Annotated in this window: 21 protein-coding genes; 6 read left to right on the plus strand and 15 right to left on the minus strand. The window is 60.2% G+C overall.

Annotated features, from left to right (window positions below):
- Positions 1-229: 229 nt before the first annotated feature.
- Positions 230-1,021: a hypothetical protein gene (locus JSS95_00685; GenBank protein MBS1798317.1), complete on the minus strand. Its 792-nt coding sequence runs from the start codon at positions 1,019-1,021 to the stop codon at positions 230-232.
- A 317-nt stretch (positions 1,022-1,338) separates the two neighbouring features.
- Here JSS95_00685 and JSS95_00690 point away from each other — a divergent pair, with 317 nt between their 5' ends.
- Both JSS95_00690 and JSS95_00695 read left to right on the plus strand, forming a co-directional pair.
- Positions 1,339-1,539, plus strand: coding sequence for a twin-arginine translocase TatA/TatE family subunit (locus JSS95_00690; protein MBS1798318.1), 201 nt, complete (start codon positions 1,339-1,341; stop codon positions 1,537-1,539).
- A gap of 79 nt (positions 1,540-1,618) precedes the next feature.
- Positions 1,619-2,425 (plus strand): polyphosphate kinase 2 family protein, encoded by an 807-nt coding sequence (locus tag JSS95_00695; protein ID MBS1798319.1) that lies wholly within the window; start codon positions 1,619-1,621, stop codon positions 2,423-2,425.
- A gap of 76 nt (positions 2,426-2,501) precedes the next feature.
- Here JSS95_00695 and JSS95_00700 read toward each other — a convergent pair whose 3' ends face one another.
- Positions 2,502-3,107: a TetR/AcrR family transcriptional regulator gene (locus JSS95_00700; protein MBS1798320.1), complete on the minus strand. Its 606-nt coding sequence runs from the start codon at positions 3,105-3,107 to the stop codon at positions 2,502-2,504.
- A gap of 99 nt (positions 3,108-3,206) precedes the next feature.
- Here JSS95_00700 and JSS95_00705 point away from each other — a divergent pair, with 99 nt between their 5' ends.
- Positions 3,207-3,659 (plus strand): hypothetical protein, encoded by a 453-nt coding sequence (locus JSS95_00705; GenBank protein ID MBS1798321.1) that lies wholly within the window; start codon positions 3,207-3,209, stop codon positions 3,657-3,659.
- 87 nt (positions 3,660-3,746) lie between these two features.
- On the opposite strand, the gene JSS95_00710 is transcribed toward JSS95_00705, so the two are convergent.
- Together JSS95_00710 and JSS95_00715 are read right to left on the minus strand one after the other, a co-directional pair.
- Positions 3,747-4,658 carry a DMT family transporter gene (locus JSS95_00710; protein ID MBS1798322.1) on the minus strand — a complete coding sequence of 304 codons (912 nt, stop codon included), beginning with the start codon at positions 4,656-4,658 and terminating at the stop codon, positions 3,747-3,749.
- Between the two features lie 8 nt (positions 4,659-4,666).
- Positions 4,667-5,923, minus strand: a complete 1,257-nt coding sequence (locus JSS95_00715) for a VWA domain-containing protein (GenBank protein MBS1798323.1) — start codon at positions 5,921-5,923, stop codon at positions 4,667-4,669.
- A 280-nt stretch (positions 5,924-6,203) separates the two neighbouring features.
- On the opposite strand from JSS95_00715, the gene JSS95_00720 reads away from it, so the two are divergent.
- Complete coding sequence (locus JSS95_00720) at positions 6,204-7,241, plus strand: VWA domain-containing protein (GenBank protein MBS1798324.1); 1,038 nt, start codon at positions 6,204-6,206, stop codon at positions 7,239-7,241.
- A gap of 54 nt (positions 7,242-7,295) precedes the next feature.
- Here the strand turns inward: JSS95_00720 and JSS95_00725 are convergent, their stop codons facing one another.
- The 10 genes from JSS95_00725 to hisI form a co-directional block, all read right to left on the minus strand.
- Positions 7,296-7,997 (minus strand): 1-(5-phosphoribosyl)-5-[(5-phosphoribosylamino)methylideneamino] imidazole-4-carboxamide isomerase, encoded by a 702-nt coding sequence (locus tag JSS95_00725; GenBank protein ID MBS1798325.1) that lies wholly within the window; start codon positions 7,995-7,997, stop codon positions 7,296-7,298.
- Between the two features lie 110 nt (positions 7,998-8,107).
- The gene (hisF, locus tag JSS95_00730) at positions 8,108-8,899 is read right to left on the minus strand and encodes an imidazole glycerol phosphate synthase subunit HisF (protein MBS1798326.1); all 792 of its coding nucleotides are present in this window, start codon (positions 8,897-8,899) and stop codon (positions 8,108-8,110) included.
- Entirely contained in the window at positions 8,893-9,186 is a 294-nt protein-coding gene (locus JSS95_00735) for a hypothetical protein (protein ID MBS1798327.1), read from the minus strand. The genes hisF and JSS95_00735 overlap by 7 nt, the downstream gene beginning before the upstream one ends.
- Before the next feature lie 4 nt (positions 9,187-9,190).
- Complete coding sequence (gene hisH, locus JSS95_00740; GenBank protein MBS1798328.1) at positions 9,191-9,799, minus strand: imidazole glycerol phosphate synthase subunit HisH; 609 nt, start codon at positions 9,797-9,799, stop codon at positions 9,191-9,193.
- Complete coding sequence (locus JSS95_00745) at positions 9,796-10,134, minus strand: hypothetical protein (protein ID MBS1798329.1); 339 nt, start codon at positions 10,132-10,134, stop codon at positions 9,796-9,798. Before JSS95_00745 ends, hisH begins: the two co-directional genes overlap by 4 nt.
- Complete coding sequence (gene hisB / locus JSS95_00750; GenBank protein MBS1798330.1) at positions 10,131-10,733, minus strand: imidazoleglycerol-phosphate dehydratase HisB; 603 nt, start codon at positions 10,731-10,733, stop codon at positions 10,131-10,133. Before hisB ends, JSS95_00745 begins: the two co-directional genes overlap by 4 nt.
- Positions 10,734-10,738: 5 nt before the next feature.
- Complete coding sequence (gene hisC / locus JSS95_00755) at positions 10,739-11,872, minus strand: histidinol-phosphate transaminase (GenBank protein ID MBS1798331.1); 1,134 nt, start codon at positions 11,870-11,872, stop codon at positions 10,739-10,741.
- Entirely contained in the window at positions 11,869-13,137 is a 1,269-nt protein-coding gene (gene hisD, locus JSS95_00760; protein MBS1798332.1) for a histidinol dehydrogenase, read from the minus strand. Before hisD ends, hisC begins: the two co-directional genes overlap by 4 nt.
- 100 nt (positions 13,138-13,237) lie before the next feature.
- Complete coding sequence (locus tag JSS95_00765) at positions 13,238-14,119, minus strand: ATP phosphoribosyltransferase (protein MBS1798333.1); 882 nt, start codon at positions 14,117-14,119, stop codon at positions 13,238-13,240.
- Positions 14,119-14,460: a phosphoribosyl-AMP cyclohydrolase gene (hisI, locus tag JSS95_00770; protein ID MBS1798334.1), complete on the minus strand. Its 342-nt coding sequence runs from the start codon at positions 14,458-14,460 to the stop codon at positions 14,119-14,121. The genes JSS95_00765 and hisI overlap by 1 nt, the downstream gene beginning before the upstream one ends.
- Positions 14,461-14,762: 302 nt before the next feature.
- On the opposite strand from hisI, the gene JSS95_00775 reads away from it, so the two are divergent.
- Positions 14,763-15,086, plus strand: a complete 324-nt coding sequence (locus JSS95_00775; protein ID MBS1798335.1) for a helix-hairpin-helix domain-containing protein — start codon at positions 14,763-14,765, stop codon at positions 15,084-15,086.
- 68 nt (positions 15,087-15,154) lie between these two features.
- On the opposite strand, the gene JSS95_00780 is transcribed toward JSS95_00775, so the two are convergent.
- A complete protein-coding gene (locus tag JSS95_00780; protein MBS1798336.1) occupies positions 15,155-16,417 on the minus strand; it encodes an LssY C-terminal domain-containing protein in 1,263 nt (420 codons plus the stop codon).
- Between the two features lie 42 nt (positions 16,418-16,459).
- Between JSS95_00780 and JSS95_00785 the strand changes: the two genes are divergently transcribed.
- Entirely contained in the window at positions 16,460-17,200 is a 741-nt protein-coding gene (locus tag JSS95_00785) for a DUF4397 domain-containing protein (protein MBS1798337.1), read from the plus strand.
- Positions 17,201-17,340 lie beyond the last annotated feature (140 nt).

Below are 17,340 nucleotides of genomic sequence, written 5' to 3' on the forward strand. Positions count from 1 at the left end.
TAAGGTGGGATATTCGAGCGAAGCTCGAACCGGCTTCACGAAACCATCGTCAGGGAACAGGTAAGAGAACAGGCACCAAATAGAACTGGCAATCGATGCGTCATTCTGAGCCAAAGGCGAAGAACCCCAGTAGTTTCTCTGTTTCGCCGCAAATGCAAGCCAGCAAAAAAGAGCGAACACCCAAAGGTGTCCGCTCTTGCCTTCTACTCCCGATTCCCTAGTCCCTGCTCTACCGCTTCCCAATGCGATACACCACGCCGCCAGAGATCGCAAAGAAGTATCGTGTCTCCGTGCCGAAGTGTTCGACCATCATGTCCGGCGAAAGCCGTATCGCCCAGTTCTTCGATTTGTTGATGTCCACGCTTCCGCCCAAAGCCGAAACGAAGGCCGTCTTGTTCGAATACAAGCCCACCTGAGGCAGATACACGTCCGGGATATTGGCGGACTTGATTGTGTGGTCGAAGTTGCCTGCAGCCATACCAGCATATGCGTGATAGTTCAGCGCGGCATACTGGTTCTTGGGTCCGCGCCACTGAACACCGCCCATTCCCATCTGCATCGACACCAAAGCCCGCCCATTGAAATACGGGTTTGGCTTGACCGGCGTCGTTCCCCATTCGCCTCGCCACTCACCGCCGATTCCCAGCCGAGGGGTCATCCACCATGTCCCCAGCAGCTCGCCGCCGCCCAGGTTCATGCGCTTCGGAAGGTCCTGACCGGCCTGGAAGGTCATCAGGTTGATGCCGCCATAGATCTCGTACTTGTTGTCGTAGGTCACGGGCACGATCGCGCCAAATCTGCCCTTCCTTACGGCGGGCTGGGCCGGGGCCTGCGTGTCGGTCTGCGTCTGTGAACTCGACTGCTGCGGCGGTGGTGTCATCGTCTGTGCTGCGGCGCTTGCGGTCAGTATCGCAACAGCAAGCAATCCCAACCATCCCTGTCGGCCAGCCCTGTAGGTTTTCTTTGTCTCTTGCGGCAACACAAACTCCTGCGTCTTCTTCTCCAACATCAACTCCTGCATTTCGCTTACCCTTCAAAGATATAACGTTCAGGCCCAATCGTGCTCCCCATCCACCACCAAAGCAGTGTCATTCCGGGCGGAGCGCAGTGTAGTCGAGGAATCCCCGCATTTTTCCAGCGCCGCCACCAATCTTTCGTGTTTGGTAACGTGCTGCTAAGGGCACGGCTTCAGCCGTGTCGCAAGATATCGGGAGTAAAGGGGGGCTTTTAGCCCCTGAGGTAATTCCCATCATCAAGCCAGCCATGCCAATCCTGTGCGACAATATGCTTGCCGCGGTTCGTACGCGCTGACCCGGTAAATGTAAGGGAGAAACTCGTATGGGCGACCTATTTCAACCAACTCATCTCATCGTTCTCGCAGTCATCGTGCTCGTGCTCTTCGGCGGCAAAAAACTGCCTGAGCTCGGCAAAGGACTCGGCGAAGGTCTGCGCGGCTTCAAGGATGGCATGAAGGGCGTCACCGACGAGGTCAACAAGCCCGCTGATTCTACGCCGAAGCACGAAGAGGCAACCAAGTAACCTCGCGCGAGGCGGGAGCGTTCGCGGCTGACCGCGCTCCCGGCTCGTGCCACTCGGTTCTGTCCGCAAACTCAGCCCGATGAAGCTAAAGTCGCCTTACCTGGTCAAGCCGCATACGAAGGTCAAGCTCTCCCGCATCCCTGCCGGTGAGACCGGCGGCTTCAAAAGTCACACCGCAGCCGAAGAACTTCTCGTCGAGCACCGCAACCGCCTCATCGCCCTTCAGGATGTCTTTCACGCCAGCCAGAAGAAGGCCATGCTCATTGTCCTTCAGGGCATGGACACCGCCGGAAAAGATGGGGCCATCAGCCACATCTTCTCCGGAGTCAATCCGCAGGGCTGCGACGTCGCCGCCTTCAAACCCCCAACGCCGCTCGAACAGCAGCACGATTTTCTCTGGCGCGTTCACGCACAGGTTCCGCCGCGCGGCATGATCCAGATCTTCAATCGCTCGCACTACGAAGACGTCCTCGTCCCCTGCGTCCACAAGCTGCTCCCGCCGAAGACCATCAAGAGTCGTCTCGACAACATTCGTGGATTCGAGTCGATGCTGGCCGGCAACGACGTCGTTATCCTCAAGTTCTTCCTGCACATCTCCCGCGGCGAACAGACTGCGCGCCTGCAATCCCGCATCGACACGCCAGACAAGCATTGGAAGCTCTCCGAAAGCGACTTCCGCGAGCGCAAGTTCTGGGGCGAATACCAGAAGGCTTACGAAGATCTCCTCTCGGCCACCAGCACGAAGCATGCTCCCTGGTTCATCATCCCGTCAGACCACAAGTGGTATCGCAACGTCGTTATCTCCCAGATTCTCGTCGACGTCATGACCGGCCTCAAGCTCAAATACCCCGAGCCAACCATGGACGCCTCGACGATCAAGCTGTAAGGCATTAAGGTGCCACCGAACGAGCCGAAGGAGAGTCGAGGAGTCCCCGCATTTTGCCTGGGGCCACCATATAGTCCTAAGCCCGAAGCGCCATCCTCACCAATCCATCCACATCGAAGCCTTCGCCTATTCCCAGCAACTCCACGGTAAAAACATGGAAGAAGGAGCCAGCCATCAAGGCTCGCGCAGCGGTCCAGGAATCAACAGACGGTGCAATCCGCGAAAGCTTCTTCTCTTCTTCGATGTACCGCGCCAGCGTAGCCACCCCGCGCTCCGGCCCTCTGCCATCCTTGCCCAGCGACTGCCTGAACCTTTCTCGCAACTCTGGCTCGCCCACAAGCGAACACAGCATCACCATTACCCTCTGGTGGAACTGCATCAACCCTTGCACCGCGATCACAAGATTCGCTTCCACAGTGTCATGGCCGATCTTCTCCTTCAACGCGTGTAGCGGAACCAGCATCGCCGGAAGACTCTCTTCCAGAACTGCAAGAATCAGCGCCAGCCTGTCCTCAAAGTGAAAGTAGATCGCGCCTTCAGAACAGGGAACAGCCTCTGCGATCGCCCGGGTCGTCACCCCGGCCAGCCCCTTCTTCCGCAGCAAACGTTCCGTCGCCGCCACAATCTCTGCCTTACGGCTGGGCCGGCCGCGCCCCTTAACCGCTTTTGGTGCCTCTCTCATTCCCGTCCTCACACAAGAACTCTAGTTCAGGCTTGCCAGGTTGGATAAGTAATTTATATAGTGAGCAATCACTCAGTAAATACTCAGAGGTGCTCCACAATGAATCGCTCCCTCGCCGCAAAGCTTCTCCTAACCTTCGTCCTCGTAGGCGGAGCAATAATGTCCTTCATCCTTGATTGGAGCAGCAACCACCTGCTCAACCCACTCTGGCACCCTCATGCCCGCTATCACTCTGCCATTCTGCTTTTCCTTTACGCTGGAGTCGCTTCGACCGGAGCCTGGTTCCTCTGGAGGCGCTCCAAGGAACCCGCTGTAGCCTTCACCGTTGCTTCTCTCATCTCCCTCTCTTACTGGACCCCTTTCTTCTATGTACCCTCACTTCTCCCATCTGCTGCTTACTGGGCCGGGATCCCCGGACATGAACCCCACATCAGCGGACACATCGTCTACCCCAACCTGATCGTGGTTGGACTCTTCGCACTTCTGACGCTGGTGGGTTGGTGGTCAGGGCTAAACGCTGTCAAGTCTCCGGAGATCCAGGGTCCGGACTAAAGTTATGAAATTGAAAGGCTTATTCATTTGGATAAAATGCCGATTCCCTCTCCCCGGTTGCAATTCCAGAAAGCAAAGATCGAGGGATCAGAGCGTAATCATCACAACCGCCACGGCAGCTACCAGCATACCTGCCCCCTGCCGCCGGGTTGGCTTTTCATGCAAAGCCCATGCCGCCAGAAGGATGGTGGAGGCGGGGTATAGCGAGGCCAGCACAGAGGCGACATCGAGCCTTCCAGCCCGTGTAGCTGCCATAAACAGCAAGTTCCCACTGGTATCGCCCAGCGCCGTCGTCAGTGCCCACAGAACGGCCTTACGAGGCAGCCAGAAACGCCGGGTGCCCAACAGCTCGATTTTAAGAGGTGGGTTTGACGTCAAGATCGTCGCCAGCAGGATCGCTGAACAGGTCGTCAGGCTGCCGATCCTTGCCGTAGCCATCGGCCAGACCAGACCTCCAGCCGCAGCGTATTTGAGCGCGACAAAGTAGATGCCGAACCCGGCCCCCGATCCCACCGCCAGCCACATCGTCTCCGCCGAGGCAGGCAGAGCTTCAGGGTTCTCACCCGCTGCAATCATCCAGATCGCGCACCCTGCGATAACAAAACCCGCCATGCGCATCCAGCCGGGCGACCCATCATGAGCAATCGACACTGCCGAAGGAATCGCCGCCGCCAGCAGCCCGCTGATTGCGGCGGAAGCACCCATAGCCCCGCGCGAGAGCGCAATGTAGAACGCCGTCAGAGAAAGACCGCCCATCACACCAGCGAGCAGCCCACAAACCAGCGTGATGCCGTGTGGAAATCTGTCGCCGCGCAATAGAGCAATTGCTGTGAGCACCACAAAGCTGGCCGCGTGGCTGGTCAGCACGACGCGCAGCGCACCGTCCATCGGATTGCGCGCTGTGCGCGCGGCATACTTTGCTCCCATGCCGCCGGAGAAGTCGCCGCCGCCCCATAGGACAGCCGCTGCCAGGGCCAGCAGCACATTTGCCTGAAACATTGGTCGTTCTACTTGCGTTGAATCGTGTTTACCGGGCCTGAGTCACTCGCCGTCGGGTAATAGCCCTTCTTTGAGATGACCGTCAGATTCGGACGCTGCACCCGGATTTCGAGCGTGCGGTACTTCCCATCGATAAACGGTTCGTGAGTGTAGTAGCCGAGCGTGTACTGGGTGCGGACCTCTTCGAATATCTTCTGGAAACTCTCCTCGATGCCGCGCTGACGGAGCTCGGCCTCAAGATTGCCGCCGGTCGCCGATGTATAAGCGACCAGAGCGTTGTCACGCATCGTCAGCGGAAGGTGAATCTTATCGAGGAAGCCAATCACAGGAAGCGAGGAGTCGCCCACGAGCGTTCCGTAGACTGCAACCTTGTTGGTCTGAAGATATTGGATAACATCCTTCATCTTCGCCTGGCTACCGTACTCCTTGCCGTCGCTGATGACATAGACTACGCGCCGGCGTCCCTTACCAGCCTTGGCCGTTGTCTTGGCGGCTTCGAGAATGGCGTCGTTGAGGGTGTGAACTTCCTTCGGGACCTTCAGCTCGATCGCCTGACTGTTGCGGACAGGCGCCGTGTTTGGGTCGAAGACGCGGCCGTTGATGACGTTCGTCTGGGCCATGGGGCCGCCCATGTTCATGTAGACCTCGCGGCCCGGGGCCTTGGCCTGGTCGAGAGCGAAGTTCAGCCGCGCGCTCTGGCCTGCCGTGAAGTCTGTCCACTTGCGCGGACCGTTGTTGTAGCTGAAAACCGCAACCTCGTCATACGGCGCGAAGGCTCCTTGCAACGCAGCCAGGGAGTTGTTGACCTTCGTCATGTTGTCCGGTGTCAGGCTCTGGTCGATGACGATAGCAACAGACAGAGGGAAAGGATCAACGGTGAAATTAGTGATCCGCTGGGGAAGATTGTTCTCGTAGACCCTGACCTCCCGCCACGTGATACCTGGTACGGGCTTCTGTTTGTTGTCCTTGACGGTGAAGGGCACTTCGACGAAGTTCGTCTGCACGCGCAGGGTGAAGGAGTCGGCGGTGGATTCAGGAGCAGGTCCTTCATCCGGGGTTTGTGCGGAAGGCGTAGAGGGGGTCTGAGGCACCTGCTCTTTACCGGGAGCCGGTGAAGTGGCCTGGTTGCCGCTCGCGGCCGGCGTCGTGCCCATGCCGGGCCTGACCGTGTTCAGCGTGGGCAGCCCAACCTGCGGCTTTGGCGCATCGGGAATCTGCTGCGCCGAGGCCTCTTCGGTCTTCTGACCTTGCTGTCCCAGCGTCATGAACGCCAGCGCTCCAACCAATATGCTTTCCCTTACCACGCAAAAACCCCCGTACCGTGCCGCCTGACCGTCGATGGCCAAAGCCCACAACTAACAGAGTACCAGCGCCGGCAGGCCGCCGCTATCCTCTTCATAACCTGTACTGTAGGACGCACCACCCACCCAGGACGTTGTGCTAAAAACTGACCGCCAACGGCAAAAGGTGCAGGCAGCCGCCCCCGGCACAGCTGACAGGAACTTTTCCGCTGACCAGTACGCAGATAAGCTCGTCTATAAGATCATGCGCTCACCTGTCCGCCTCTCTGTTGTCCTGTTCGCCGCGTCTCTCAGCGTCGTCTCCGCCCCTGTGCTGCTAGCGCAGGAAGCTCCAACTCCCGGCGGACCACCGCCTGCCAGTACGGCAGAAGCGCAGCCGGTAGATACAGGCGACACGCAGACGCTGAAGGTCAACGTCAACCTGGTGAACCTCTACTTCTCCGTTCGCGACAAGAACGGCTACATCACCAACCTGCACAAGGACGACTGCGAGATCTACGAGGACAAGGTTTTGCAGAAGACCAAGAACTTCACGCAGGAGAAGAACCTGCCGCTGACCATCGGCATCCTGCTCGACACCAGCGGTAGCCAGCAGAACGTTCTGCCCCTGGAGCAGGAGGCAGGCGCGCAGTTTCTGAAGGACGTGCTGACTCCCAAGGACGAGGCCTTTTTAATCTCGTTCGATATCAACGTCGACCTGCTGGCCGATTACACCAACTCGCCGCGCGAGTTGAAACGCGCTCTGGACAAGGCCAGTATCAACACTGGTGCTGGAACGGGCTCGGTAACAGGTAATGGCACTCCGCGCGGGACGCTACTCTTTGACGCTGTTTATCTGGCGGCGCACGACAAGCTGCGCCAGGAGGCCGGCCGCAAGATCCTGGTGCTGCTGACCGATGGAGGCGACCAGGGATCGCAGGAGACGCTGAAGAGCTCGATCGAGGCCGCGCAGAAGGCCAACGCCATCGTCTACGTCATCATGATCGCCGACCGTGGCTTTGGCGGCTACGGCGGCTTCTACACCGGCGGCGCCGACATGGACCGCATGGCCAAGGAGACCGGCGGCCGCGTCATCAACGTCGGCAACAACGGCAAGAAGCTCGAGGATGCCTTCAACCAGATTCAGGACGAGCTGCGCACACAGTATCTTGCCAGCTACACGCCGTCGAACCTGAAGACCGATGGCAGCTTCAGGACGCTGAACATCACTTGCGGCAAAGATACCAAGGTGCAGGCCCGCAAGGGCTACTACGCGCTCGCGGACAACGGCGGGAATGAATAGCGAGTAGTTCTCAGTTGCTCAACTGCGTATTCATCTGAGTACGGACAACTGTAGTTACGCTTCCATCGCTCCCGAGTACACGGCCATACCCGCGACGGCGTCGACGCCCATTGCGTCGAGAGCGTCCACCTCGGCTCGTTCTTTGATGCCACCGGCGACGATCAACTGCTTGGCCGTCGTCGCTCGCAGAATAGCGGCAACGTCGATGGGGAAGCCGGTCATCGTGCCTTCGGTGTCGACGTGCGTGTAGAGAAACGCGGCGCAGTAATCCTCGAGCCACGTAATGGCCTCTTCCGGCGTGAGCGCAACGTTCTCCTTCCAGCCGCGCACGGCGACCTGTCCGCCCTTGGTATCGACGGAGAAGACGAGCCGGTCTTCGCCGAGAGTGTCGCGGAGCTTCTGCGCGAAGTCGAGGTTGATGAGCGGGTGCCGCTTGCGGTCGGCCTCGTTGTTTCCTCCGAAGAGCGATGAGCCGTAGATCACCCGCTTTGCACCGAGGTCGATCATGCGCTTGCCGTCTTCAGCGGTTCGCAGGCCACCACCCACCTGGCAGGGGAGCTTCGAGGTGAACTGCGAGATCAGGTCGGCGTTCGAGCCCTGCCGCATGGCGGCGTCGAGGTCGATGAGCTGGACAAGCGGGTATTTGTTGAAGCGTTCGATCCAGTAGTCGAAGTCGTCGAAGGCCAGTTTGAGTTTTTCGCCCTGAACGAGCTGGACGATGCGACCGCCCATGAGGTCAATCGAAGGTATCAACATAATTTCTCTCCTGTACTCAAACGACACCGGTCATGGTGGTTTGTTAAGGGCACGGCTTCAGCCGTGCCGAAGTGCTTCGGTAGGAAGAAGGGTTTTAGCCCCTGAGGCGCTCAGCAAGGCAGTCTCACAGATACGCCTGCTCGTTGTAGTTCGGCTTTCAGTTCCCGCGAGTCCGTTACGCCGAAGTGAAAGATGCTGGCGGCAAGTGCGGCGTCGGCCTTGCCTCGCCCGAAGACCTCGGCGAAGTGCGCCGCACTGCCTGCGCCACCCGATGCGATAACGGGAATCTGCACGGCTTCGGAGACGCGCGCGGTCAGCTCGCAGTCGAAGCCGGAGCGCATGCCGTCGGTGTTCATACTAGTGAGAAGGATCTCGCCTGCGCCGCGCTGTTCGGCCTCGCGTGCCCACTCGATCACCTTGCGGCCCGTGGGCTTGCGGCCACCGGCGACGAAGACCTCGGCGTCACCGACGGGGTCGTACCCGGGGCGCGGCGTGCCCACGCCTCTTCGTGCATCGATGGCGACGATGACGGCCTGCGCGCCGAAACTCGAGCCGATCTCGCCGATCAGCTCCGGCCGCGCGATAGCGGAGGAGTTGATGCTTACCTTGTCGGCGCCCGCGTCGAAGACTGCGGCGGCGTCTTCGGCGGAGCGGATGCCTCCGCCGACGGTGAAGGGAACGAAGAGTTCCGCGGCGGTGCGCTTTACGGTGTCGAGCAGCGTGCCGCGTCCCTCGTGCGTTGCGGTGATGTCGAGCAGCACGATCTCGTCGGCGCCCGCGGCGGCATGTCGGTGCGCGAGTTCGGCGGGGTCGCCGGCGTCGATGATGTCGACGAACTGGATGCCTTTGACGACGCGTCCGTCGCGCACGTCGAGACATGCGATGATGCGTTTGGTCAGCATGGTTGAATCCTTACGGGTGTGGAGGCGCTTACGGCGCGCTCGGCTCCTTCGGCGACGATACGTGCGATGGGCTCATCGGGCGAGAGGGTATCGCCGCTCGATGCGAACCACTCAGCGACGAGGCCTTGCAGTGGCGCGCGCAGATGAAACTCGTTTTTGCCGTCCGTCAGTACCGCGATATTCTGGCCGGTGCCGACGAGCGTTCCTTGAGGTACAAGTTGTTGCGTGAGTTTGTACGCAGACTGTGGCGACTCTTCGGCGAGTTCGAGTTCGTAGACAAAAGGCATTTTGCTATAGCTCCACGAAGTTCTTGAGGATCTGGAGGCCGACGGCGCTCGACTTCTCCGGGTGGAACTGCACGCCCATCACGTTATCGCGCTCGACCACGGCGGTGAAGTCGCCGCCATAGCTGGTGGTAGCGGCGGTGTCGGCGCTCACCGGCGCGCGCCAGGAGTGCGTGTAGTAGACGAAGCCGCCGGGGGCAACGCCGCGCAGCAGGCGCGAGTCCTCGCGGATGTTCTCAAGCGAGTTCCAGCCTACGTGCGGCGACTTCAGCTCCGCGCCATTGAAGGTGGCAGGGAAGCGCTCGCACTTCGCGGCGAAGTGACCAAGACCCGCAGTGTCAGGCGCTTCGGTCGAGCCTTCGTAGAGCCACTGCAAGCCGACGCAGATACCGAGGAAGGGCGTGCCTTTCGCCACGGCCTCGCGCACGGCAACAGTCAACGCGAGGTCTTCAAGCAGCTGCGTCGCCTGAAAGTGTCCTACGCCGGGGAGGACGATCTTGGTCGCGTTGCGTACATCGTCCGGTGACTGCGTGACGTGCGTCTCCGCGCCGAGATAATGCAGCGCTTTGAGCACGCTGGTGAGATTGCCCGCCTTGTAGTCGATGACTTGAATCATTTGCGCTTCCGCGATAATTGACTGCGGTCACCCGTTCGCTTTGCTTCGATTACGACTCCCAGCGGCTCATCTGGGCGCTTACGAAAACGCCTTCCTATAGCCACAGCTTCATTTGAAAGCAGCTTTGCTTCTGTCGCTACGAGATCATCTTCGTCAAGAGCAGAATTGACGGCTGCCAGCGGCTGTTTTGAAGCACGTCTGAGTGCCTGATGGCTGGCTTGCTTTCTCAAAGGTATGGCTTTGCGGCTTGATTTATCGTTCACGCCATAGACATTTCGTGCATCCAGAGCGAGGCTTGCGACCTTTTTATCGATCGGATTTTTTATCTTGCTCATAGCAGGCCCTTCGTGCTCGGCAGAATCTCGGCCATCCTCTCGTCGCGTGAGCAGGCTCCGCGCAGAGCGCGTGCGAAGGCTTTGAAGATTGCCTCGATCTTGTGGTGGTTGGAGCGGCCGTACATTGTTTTGACGTGGACGTTGGCCTTGGCTCCGCGAGCGAAGCCGTCGAAGAAGTCGGCGAGCAGTTCGGACTGGAAGTCACCGACGAGACGTACTTTCACTTTGTCGTCGACGACATAGGCGACGCGGCCCGAGAGATCGACGGCGGCGACGGCGAGCGTCTCGTCCATCGCCATGACGAAGTAGCCCGCGCGCAGGATGCCCTTCTTGTCGCCGAGCGCCTTGTTGAAGGCCTCGCCCAGCGCGATGCCCACGTCCTCGACAGTGTGGTGCTGGTCGACGTCGAGGTCCCCGTTGCAGGTGAGCGTGAGGTCGAAGCCGCCGTGGCGGGTGAAGAGCTCCAGCATGTGATCGAAGAAGCGGATGCCGGTGGAGACCTTGTAGACGCCGGTGCCGTCGATGTTCAGCTTGAGCGCGATCTTCGTCTCGGTGGTGTCGCGCTTGATTGTAGCGGTGCGTGCCTTCTTCGTTGCCATCGTTCCTAGAGCTCCTGTATCTGTTTCGATTCTGTTGTGGAGAAGCCGCGTTGCGGCCTCCAGCCGATCTCTTCGAGCGATGCCTTCAAGGCTTCGAGGCCCTGCGAGACCTGGTCGCCTACGCCGATGGTGATGCGCACGTAGCCGTCGCATCCCGGGTCGGAGGAGCGGTCGCGCAGCAGCACGCCGCGGCGACGCATGGCCGTGACAAGCTCTTTGTGCAGCGGGCCGATCTTCATCAGCACGAAGTTCGCCGCACTGGGGAAGTAGCCGACGCCAAGCTCGGAGAGGGCAGCCATCATACGCTCGCGGCCGATGCGAATCTGCTCGGCGTACCAGGAGATGTAAGCATCGTCCTCGATGGCGACGGAGAGGCAGTCGAGCGCGACGCCGTTGACGTTGTAGGGCGAGCTGACCTTGCGCAGGTAACCCATCACCTCAGGGCTGCCGGCCAACATGCCGAGGCGCAGATTCGCGAGGCCGTAGGCCTTGGAGAAGGTGCGCGCGACAACAAGGTTCGGCGTGGAGGCAAGGTCGTCGAGCACTGTCTCGCCATGGAAGTGGTAGTAAGCCTCGTCGGCCATCAGCACGGCGTGTGGCGCGGCGTTGGCGAGGGCGAGCATCTGCGCGCGCGTGACTGTGGCTCCGGTGGGATTGTTGGGCGAGGCGACGATGATCAGCTTCGTGCGCTCCGTGATGGCGTTGAGGAAACGCTCGAAGGGGAACTCCAGCGTCTCATCGGCCTGGATGCGGACAAGGCCGCGCGTCATCATCGAGATCGAGACGTCGTACATGAAGAACGAAGGCGTGCAAATGAGGCCTTCGTCGCCTTCTTCGAGAAAGGTGCAGCAGATGAGGTGGATCGCCTCGTCGACACCGTTGGTCAGCAGTACTTGCGCAGGGTCGAGGCCGAAGTGCGCGGCGACCTTGCGCTCCACCGGCTCGCGCTCGGGATACTTTGTCAGCTCCTCTGCGGTGATCTGCCTGAGGCGGTCGATCACTCGCGGCGACGGCGCGAAGGTGTTCTCATTGAAATCGAGCCGCAACGCATCGCGACCGGCGAGCGGAGGGTGGTACTCCGGCATCTCGAGGACGAGGCGGCGCGGCTTGACGGTAGCGGTGCTCGTGACTGTGCTCATCGGGCTGACCTCATTCTTACGCGAACGCTCTCGGCGTGGCCGACCAGGCCCTCAGCGGTTGCCAGCGCGATGGCGTGCGGGCCGATCTTCTTCAGGCCCTTAGCGGTGTACTCCTGCACGGTGATGATCTTGACGAAGTCGAGCACGCTGAGACCACCGCGCACGCGACCGACGCGGCCTGTAGGCAGCACGTGGTTGGGGCCGGAGACGTAGTCGCCCATCGACTGCGGTGCGTAGTCGCCGACGAAGACCGAGCCTGCGTTCTGCACCCACTTGAGGTCGGCGGCGGAGTCGACGGTGAGGTGTTCGGGGGCGAGGCGGTTGGTCAGCTCGCGTGCCTCAGTAACTGTTTCGGTTACAAATATCGCGCCTTGTTTTGCCAGCGACTGTTTTGCGAGCTTGTTGCTCTTCGCCTGAATTTTGACCTCAGCGGCAACTTCGGTGCCGAGCGTTCCGTTACTGGTAATGAGGACGGCGAGCGTCTCGGGGTCGTGTTCGGCTTGTGCGACGAGATCGGCGGCGATGCCGGCGGCGCTGCCGCGCTCGCTGGTGACAACGATCTCGGTTGGGCCGGCCGGCATGTCGATGCCGCACTCGGTGGAGACGAGGGACTTGGCCGCGGTCACGAAGAGGTTGCCGGGGCCAACGATCTTGTTCACCGGTGCGATCGTCTCCGTGCCGTAGGCGAGCGCGGCGATAGCCTGGGCTCCGCCGATGCGGTAGAACTCTGTCACGCCTGCGAGGTAAGCGGCGGCGAGCGTCTCGTGCACGGGCTTGGGTGAGCAGACAACGATGCGCTCGACGCCGGCGACCTGCGCCGGTGTCGCCGTCATCAACAAAGTGGAGGGAAGAGGGTAGCGGCCGCCGGGAACGTAGCAGCCGACCGAGCCGAGCGGGCGAACGATCTGGCCGGTTTTGACGCCGTCGGCTGGAGAGATGGTCCACTCCTTCGGCATCTGCGCTTCGGCGAAGGCGAGGATGTTGCCGCGCGCGACCATCATGGCCGCCTGCAACTCTGGCGCGGTGGCCTGCCATGCGGCCTCCATCTCTTCGCGCGTGACACGGAGCGCGGCGCCCTTCTTCAGGCCGTCGAACTTCGTTGCGTACTTGCGCAGCGCGCGATCGCCGTTTTTGCAAACGTCGGCGAGGATGCGACGGACAACGGGTTCGACGCGCGCCGTCGAGACCGCGCCGCGTCGCTCGATCGATTCGATCAGTGCGGCGGCGGTCGTCGCGGTGCGACCGTATGTTTTGACGAGCTTCATCATCTATCGGACTCCAGTGGCGCAGCGACAGCGTTGAACAACGGATTCCTCCACTGCGCTGCGCTCCGGTCGGAATGACACCTCTTGGTCGTTATCGCAGCTAAAGAACAACCTTGCTGAGCGGATATTCGACGATGCCGGTTGCTCCCGCGGCCTTGAGCTTGGGGATGACGTCGCGCACCAGCGACTCATCGAGGATCGTGTTCAACGCGACCCAATCGGGGTCGCTGAGCTGCGAGACCGTCGGCGAGTTCAGCGCGGGAAGAACGGCGATCACGAGAGGCAGGTCTGCCTTACGGGCGTTGAGCATCAGGCCGACGCGGCCCTGTGCGGCGATGGCTGCGTTCAACATCAGCGAGATGTTGTTGATCTTCGCGCGCTTCCAGTCGTCTTTGAAGGCGGCCTTGTTGGCGATGAGCTGCGTCTCGCTCTCCATCAGCGTCTCGATGATGCGCAGGCGGTTGGCGCGCAGCGAGCTTCCGGTCTCGGTGACCTCGACGATGGCGTCGGCCAGAGTGGGAGGCTTGACCTCGGTCGCTCCCCAACTGAACTCGACGGTGACGGGGATGTTCTTCGATGCGAAGTAGCGCTTGGTGAACTCGACCAGCTCGGTGGCGATAATCTTTCCGGCGAGGTCCTCGGCCTTCTGGAAGGGCGAGTCTTCGGGCACGGCGAGCACCCACTTCACCTTCTGGCGGCTCTGCTTGGAGTAGGTGAGGCTGGTGACGTACTCGACGTCGGTCTGATTCTCCTGCACCCAGTCGTTGCCGGTCAGGCCGGCGTCAAGCGCGCCGTGCTCGACGTAGCGGGCCATCTCCTGCGCGCGGACGAGCATGCACTCGATCTCCACGTCATCGATGCCGGGAAAGTAGCTGCGGCCGCTGGCGTAGATGTTCCAGCCGGCGCGCTGAAACAGCGCAATGGTTGCGTCCTGCAGGCTGCCCTTGGGGATGCCGAGCTTCAGCTTCTTGGTCTCACTCATTAGTTCTTCTCCGTTTCGATCTTCTTCGTGAAGCAGCTTACGGTGCCCTCGTGGCAGACCAGGCCATCGCCCTCGACCTCGACGCGGAAGAGCAGGGCGTCGTTGTCGCAGTCGGTGGAGGCCTCGATAATGCGCAGGCGGTTGCCGCTGGTCTCGCCCTTCATCCAGAGCTTGGATCGGGTGCGGCTCCAGAAGGTGACGAAGCCGCTCTCGAGCGTCTTCTGGTAGCTGGTCTCATTGAGGAAGCCCAGCATCAGCATCTCGCCGGTCTTGTAGTCCTGGACGATGCCGGGAACGAGGCCGTCCATCTTCGCAAAGTCGATCTTTGGTCCTTCAGCCATTTTCCAATCTCCATTTCGTTCGTTGCACGTAAAAAGGCCCGCTCGCGGAATGCGCGTTGAGCGGGCCTTTCAGAATCCTTGTGGTATGCGCCTTACTATTTCGCCACACCGGACACGGCCGCCAACACGCTCTCTGCATGATGATGGTGATGATGCCCGTGATGGATGTTCAGCGAACGCATCGCATGACTAGAGTAGCGTCGAGGGCGGGGGAAGTCAACTTTACCGGATTGACGAGAGGTCTTTCTCTCCCGTAACCTCCGTGAAACGAAGTGATTTTGTAGTTCGGGAGAATTCAGAACATGCGCAATCTTCGCTCGAAGTTCCTGGCACTTGCACTGATGTTCACCATGCCGCTGACCATTGCTGTGGCGCAGAAGCCTGCAAAAAATGCAGCCGCTCCGGCAGCCGCTGCCGCAACACCGGACAACAAGCTCGACATCAACACCGCCACCGCAGACCAGTTGAAAGCCTTCCCGGGCATCGGCGATGCGTACTCCAAGCGCATCATCGACGGACGTCCGTACACGGCGAAGAACCAGCTCGTCTCGCGTGGCGTGCTTCCTGAGAGCGTTTACAACAAGATCAAGGACTCGATCATCGCCAGCAAGCCCGCCAAGAAATAGTAGAGGTTCAGGTCGAAAAACGCAGGGCCGGCGCTATAAAGCAGCCGGCCCTGCTGTTTGCTCCAGTCTCACTTGAGATTCATCACAACGATGCGCCCGTCGGAGTGAAAGCTGCCTCCCGTTGCCGTTCGAGCTTCAAGCATCGGATTTGAAGGCGTGACGTAGGCAGCGCTCGCATAGACGCCTGCCGCGTCGAAGCTCTGCAACAGGTAGTCGCGCTCCTTGTCGATCTCGGGATCGATCTTGTGCGTTACTCCGCCCGTGCGCTGGTCCTTCTCGAAGCCGATATCATGCGTTGCCGAACCTACCCATAGAGGCCTGCCGTCCACGGTCTTGCCGGTCTGCCATACACGCAGGTGGTGTCTTTCGGCCGCCACCATCAGAGGATCGGCCCGGGCGAACGACATGTCCTGCGCCCGCCCGAAGAGGTAGAGCGTGCTCATCGGCATCTCGGTATAGGCCTCCTTGCTCAAGGTCTTCAGCAGGCCGTTGAGGAGGGCATCCTGCACCGACTTATCGACAGCAACCCATCCGGCGGCTTTATAAGCTGCTTCAACCTCCTCCTTCGTACCAATCAGCGCGAAGTTGACCATGTCTCCGGGATTGCCGGTGCCACTGGCGCTATCGCTGACCCGGCGTGGGATGTCGGCGAAGATCTCAGGAGTAAGCATTGAATCGATTGGCTTTGAAGGGGCCGCCAGAACATTGATCTTGAAGGTCGCCGGCTTTGAAAACCTGACCTTCACCTTGTATTCGCCACTAAATGTCAGGTCGCTGCCTACATTCACGGCGAGGTACAACTTTCCTGTAGTTGGCATAGCTACCTGCCCAGAGGCTCCAATAGAGAAGGGAACGGAGGCCCCCATATCGCTGATACGCCCAATCACGGCGCCGACCTTTGCCTGATTCAAAGGAAACTGGCGGAGCAGGTCCTTCCACCCGCGGTCGAGTCCGTCGGCTGTGGTCTGACGGTTGTCGGCCAGCGTGAGATTGCCGGTTACGGTGAAGTCAGCCAATTCGCCCGCGGCAAGAAAGACGCCGGTGTCCAGCCAACTGCCGTCCTTCAGCGTGAACTCGTAGTTCTGTTTGTGCGCCGGCACCTCCGTCGCGCTTGCCACCTTCTGGTTGCGCATGCCAATGATCGCCTCAATGTGCGGGGCGATGGAGGGCACGGACGAAGGAAGCGCTGGAATGGTGCTGCCCGGCTGCTCCTGGGCAATGGTGCGGTTCGGCGCAGCGGCACAAAGCCCCAGTATCAACAACAGTACGGCCTCGACCGGCAGACCACTCTGCCGTCGCTTATACCCTTGAAATCGTTTAGAGTGAATCATGTTACTTCCCTATATATGATGCTCAACACAGGCCAGCCGCGAATGTCGCTTCTCGACCTTGTAAGGAAAGGTGCCACCCTTGCCGCAACCGCCGCACTGGCCGTTGCGCTTGCCGGCTGCCAGGGTATTGTATCGAGCCAGAGCGGCTCGCAGGTGCGCATCATCGACGCATCCGCCGACGCCCCTGGGCTGGACGTCTACCAGAACAACGCGGCCATCGCCTACAACCTGGGCTTCGGCACCGTCACCTCGTATGTTCCTGTCGATCCGGGAACCTATACCACCACGGCAACACAGGCGGGCACGAAGCAGGTTCTCACGACATCCAAGGCGACCTTTGTAACCGGGGCCCAGTACACCGTGCTGATCGGCAACGCCGCCGCCAACCTGCAGCAGCTTATCTTGAAGGACCAGAGCCAGGCGGCGCCCTCCGGGCAGATTGGTCTGCGCTTCATCGACCAGGCAACACGAATCTCCGCGCAGGACATCTACCTGGTTCCCGCGGGACAAAAGCTCACGGCTGTCACGCCGGTTTATACCAACATCACCTTCGGCATCAACACCGGCTACCTGAACATCCCCACTGGAACTTACACGCTCGTCATGGTTCCAACGGGAACGGTTCCAGCCAGCGATACAATTGCTACCTACACCGGCGCGCAGGTGACATATACCGGAGGCTCTGTGACGACGATCATTATGATCGACCAGCAGATCGTCACGACACCTGGTCTTCAGGTGATTACAGCGCCTGATTACGTCTCTCCCACAGCGACAAGCTAGTCTGTTCGTTTTTCGTTGGAAAAGCACTCAGACACATATTGCCTGCGAGAGTAGCGCGAAGCTGGAATCGATTGCTCGCCAACCCAGCACGATATCAAAAGTCGTGTCAGAGTGCGCAAATATACTTTTGCGACGCAGCG

Source organism: Acidobacteriota bacterium (assembly GCA_018268895.1).
Classification (GTDB): domain Bacteria; phylum Acidobacteriota; class Terriglobia; order Terriglobales; family Acidobacteriaceae; genus Edaphobacter.

What these genes read in the sequence shown, in the direction of transcription:
- hisC (MBS1798331.1), bottom strand. Translation starts at nt 11,872, where the DNA reads ATGAGCACAGTCACGAGCACCGCTACCGTCAAGCCGCGCCGCCTCGTC.
- JSS95_00695 (MBS1798319.1), top strand. Translation starts at nt 1,619, where the DNA reads ATGAAGCTAAAGTCGCCTTACCTGGTCAAGCCGCATACGAAGGTCAAG.
- JSS95_00775 (MBS1798335.1), top strand. Translation starts at nt 14,763, where the DNA reads ATGCGCAATCTTCGCTCGAAGTTCCTGGCACTTGCACTGATGTTCACC.
- JSS95_00785 (MBS1798337.1), top strand. Translation starts at nt 16,460, where the DNA reads ATGTCGCTTCTCGACCTTGTAAGGAAAGGTGCCACCCTTGCCGCAACC.
- JSS95_00705 (MBS1798321.1), top strand. Translation starts at nt 3,207, where the DNA reads ATGAATCGCTCCCTCGCCGCAAAGCTTCTCCTAACCTTCGTCCTCGTA.
- JSS95_00685 (MBS1798317.1), bottom strand. Translation starts at nt 1,021, where the DNA reads ATGCAGGAGTTGATGTTGGAGAAGAAGACGCAGGAGTTTGTGTTGCCG.
- JSS95_00765 (MBS1798333.1), bottom strand. Translation starts at nt 14,119, where the DNA reads ATGAGTGAGACCAAGAAGCTGAAGCTCGGCATCCCCAAGGGCAGCCTG.
- hisB (MBS1798330.1), bottom strand. Translation starts at nt 10,733, where the DNA reads ATGGCAACGAAGAAGGCACGCACCGCTACAATCAAGCGCGACACCACC.
- JSS95_00710 (MBS1798322.1), bottom strand. Translation starts at nt 4,658, where the DNA reads ATGTTTCAGGCAAATGTGCTGCTGGCCCTGGCAGCGGCTGTCCTATGG.
- JSS95_00715 (MBS1798323.1), bottom strand. Translation starts at nt 5,923, where the DNA reads ATGACGCTGGGACAGCAAGGTCAGAAGACCGAAGAGGCCTCGGCGCAG.
- JSS95_00735 (MBS1798327.1), bottom strand. Translation starts at nt 9,186, where the DNA reads ATGCCTTTTGTCTACGAACTCGAACTCGCCGAAGAGTCGCCACAGTCT.
- JSS95_00745 (MBS1798329.1), bottom strand. Translation starts at nt 10,134, where the DNA reads ATGAGCAAGATAAAAAATCCGATCGATAAAAAGGTCGCAAGCCTCGCT.
- JSS95_00700 (MBS1798320.1), bottom strand. Translation starts at nt 3,107, where the DNA reads ATGAGAGAGGCACCAAAAGCGGTTAAGGGGCGCGGCCGGCCCAGCCGT.
- JSS95_00720 (MBS1798324.1), top strand. Translation starts at nt 6,204, where the DNA reads ATGCGCTCACCTGTCCGCCTCTCTGTTGTCCTGTTCGCCGCGTCTCTC.
- hisI (MBS1798334.1), bottom strand. Translation starts at nt 14,460, where the DNA reads ATGGCTGAAGGACCAAAGATCGACTTTGCGAAGATGGACGGCCTCGTT.
- JSS95_00725 (MBS1798325.1), bottom strand. Translation starts at nt 7,997, where the DNA reads ATGTTGATACCTTCGATTGACCTCATGGGCGGTCGCATCGTCCAGCTC.
- hisH (MBS1798328.1), bottom strand. Translation starts at nt 9,799, where the DNA reads ATGATTCAAGTCATCGACTACAAGGCGGGCAATCTCACCAGCGTGCTC.
- JSS95_00690 (MBS1798318.1), top strand. Translation starts at nt 1,339, where the DNA reads ATGGGCGACCTATTTCAACCAACTCATCTCATCGTTCTCGCAGTCATC.
- hisD (MBS1798332.1), bottom strand. Translation starts at nt 13,137, where the DNA reads ATGAAGCTCGTCAAAACATACGGTCGCACCGCGACGACCGCCGCCGCA.
- JSS95_00780 (MBS1798336.1), bottom strand. Translation starts at nt 16,417, where the DNA reads ATGATTCACTCTAAACGATTTCAAGGGTATAAGCGACGGCAGAGTGGT.
- hisF (MBS1798326.1), bottom strand. Translation starts at nt 8,899, where the DNA reads ATGCTGACCAAACGCATCATCGCATGTCTCGACGTGCGCGACGGACGC.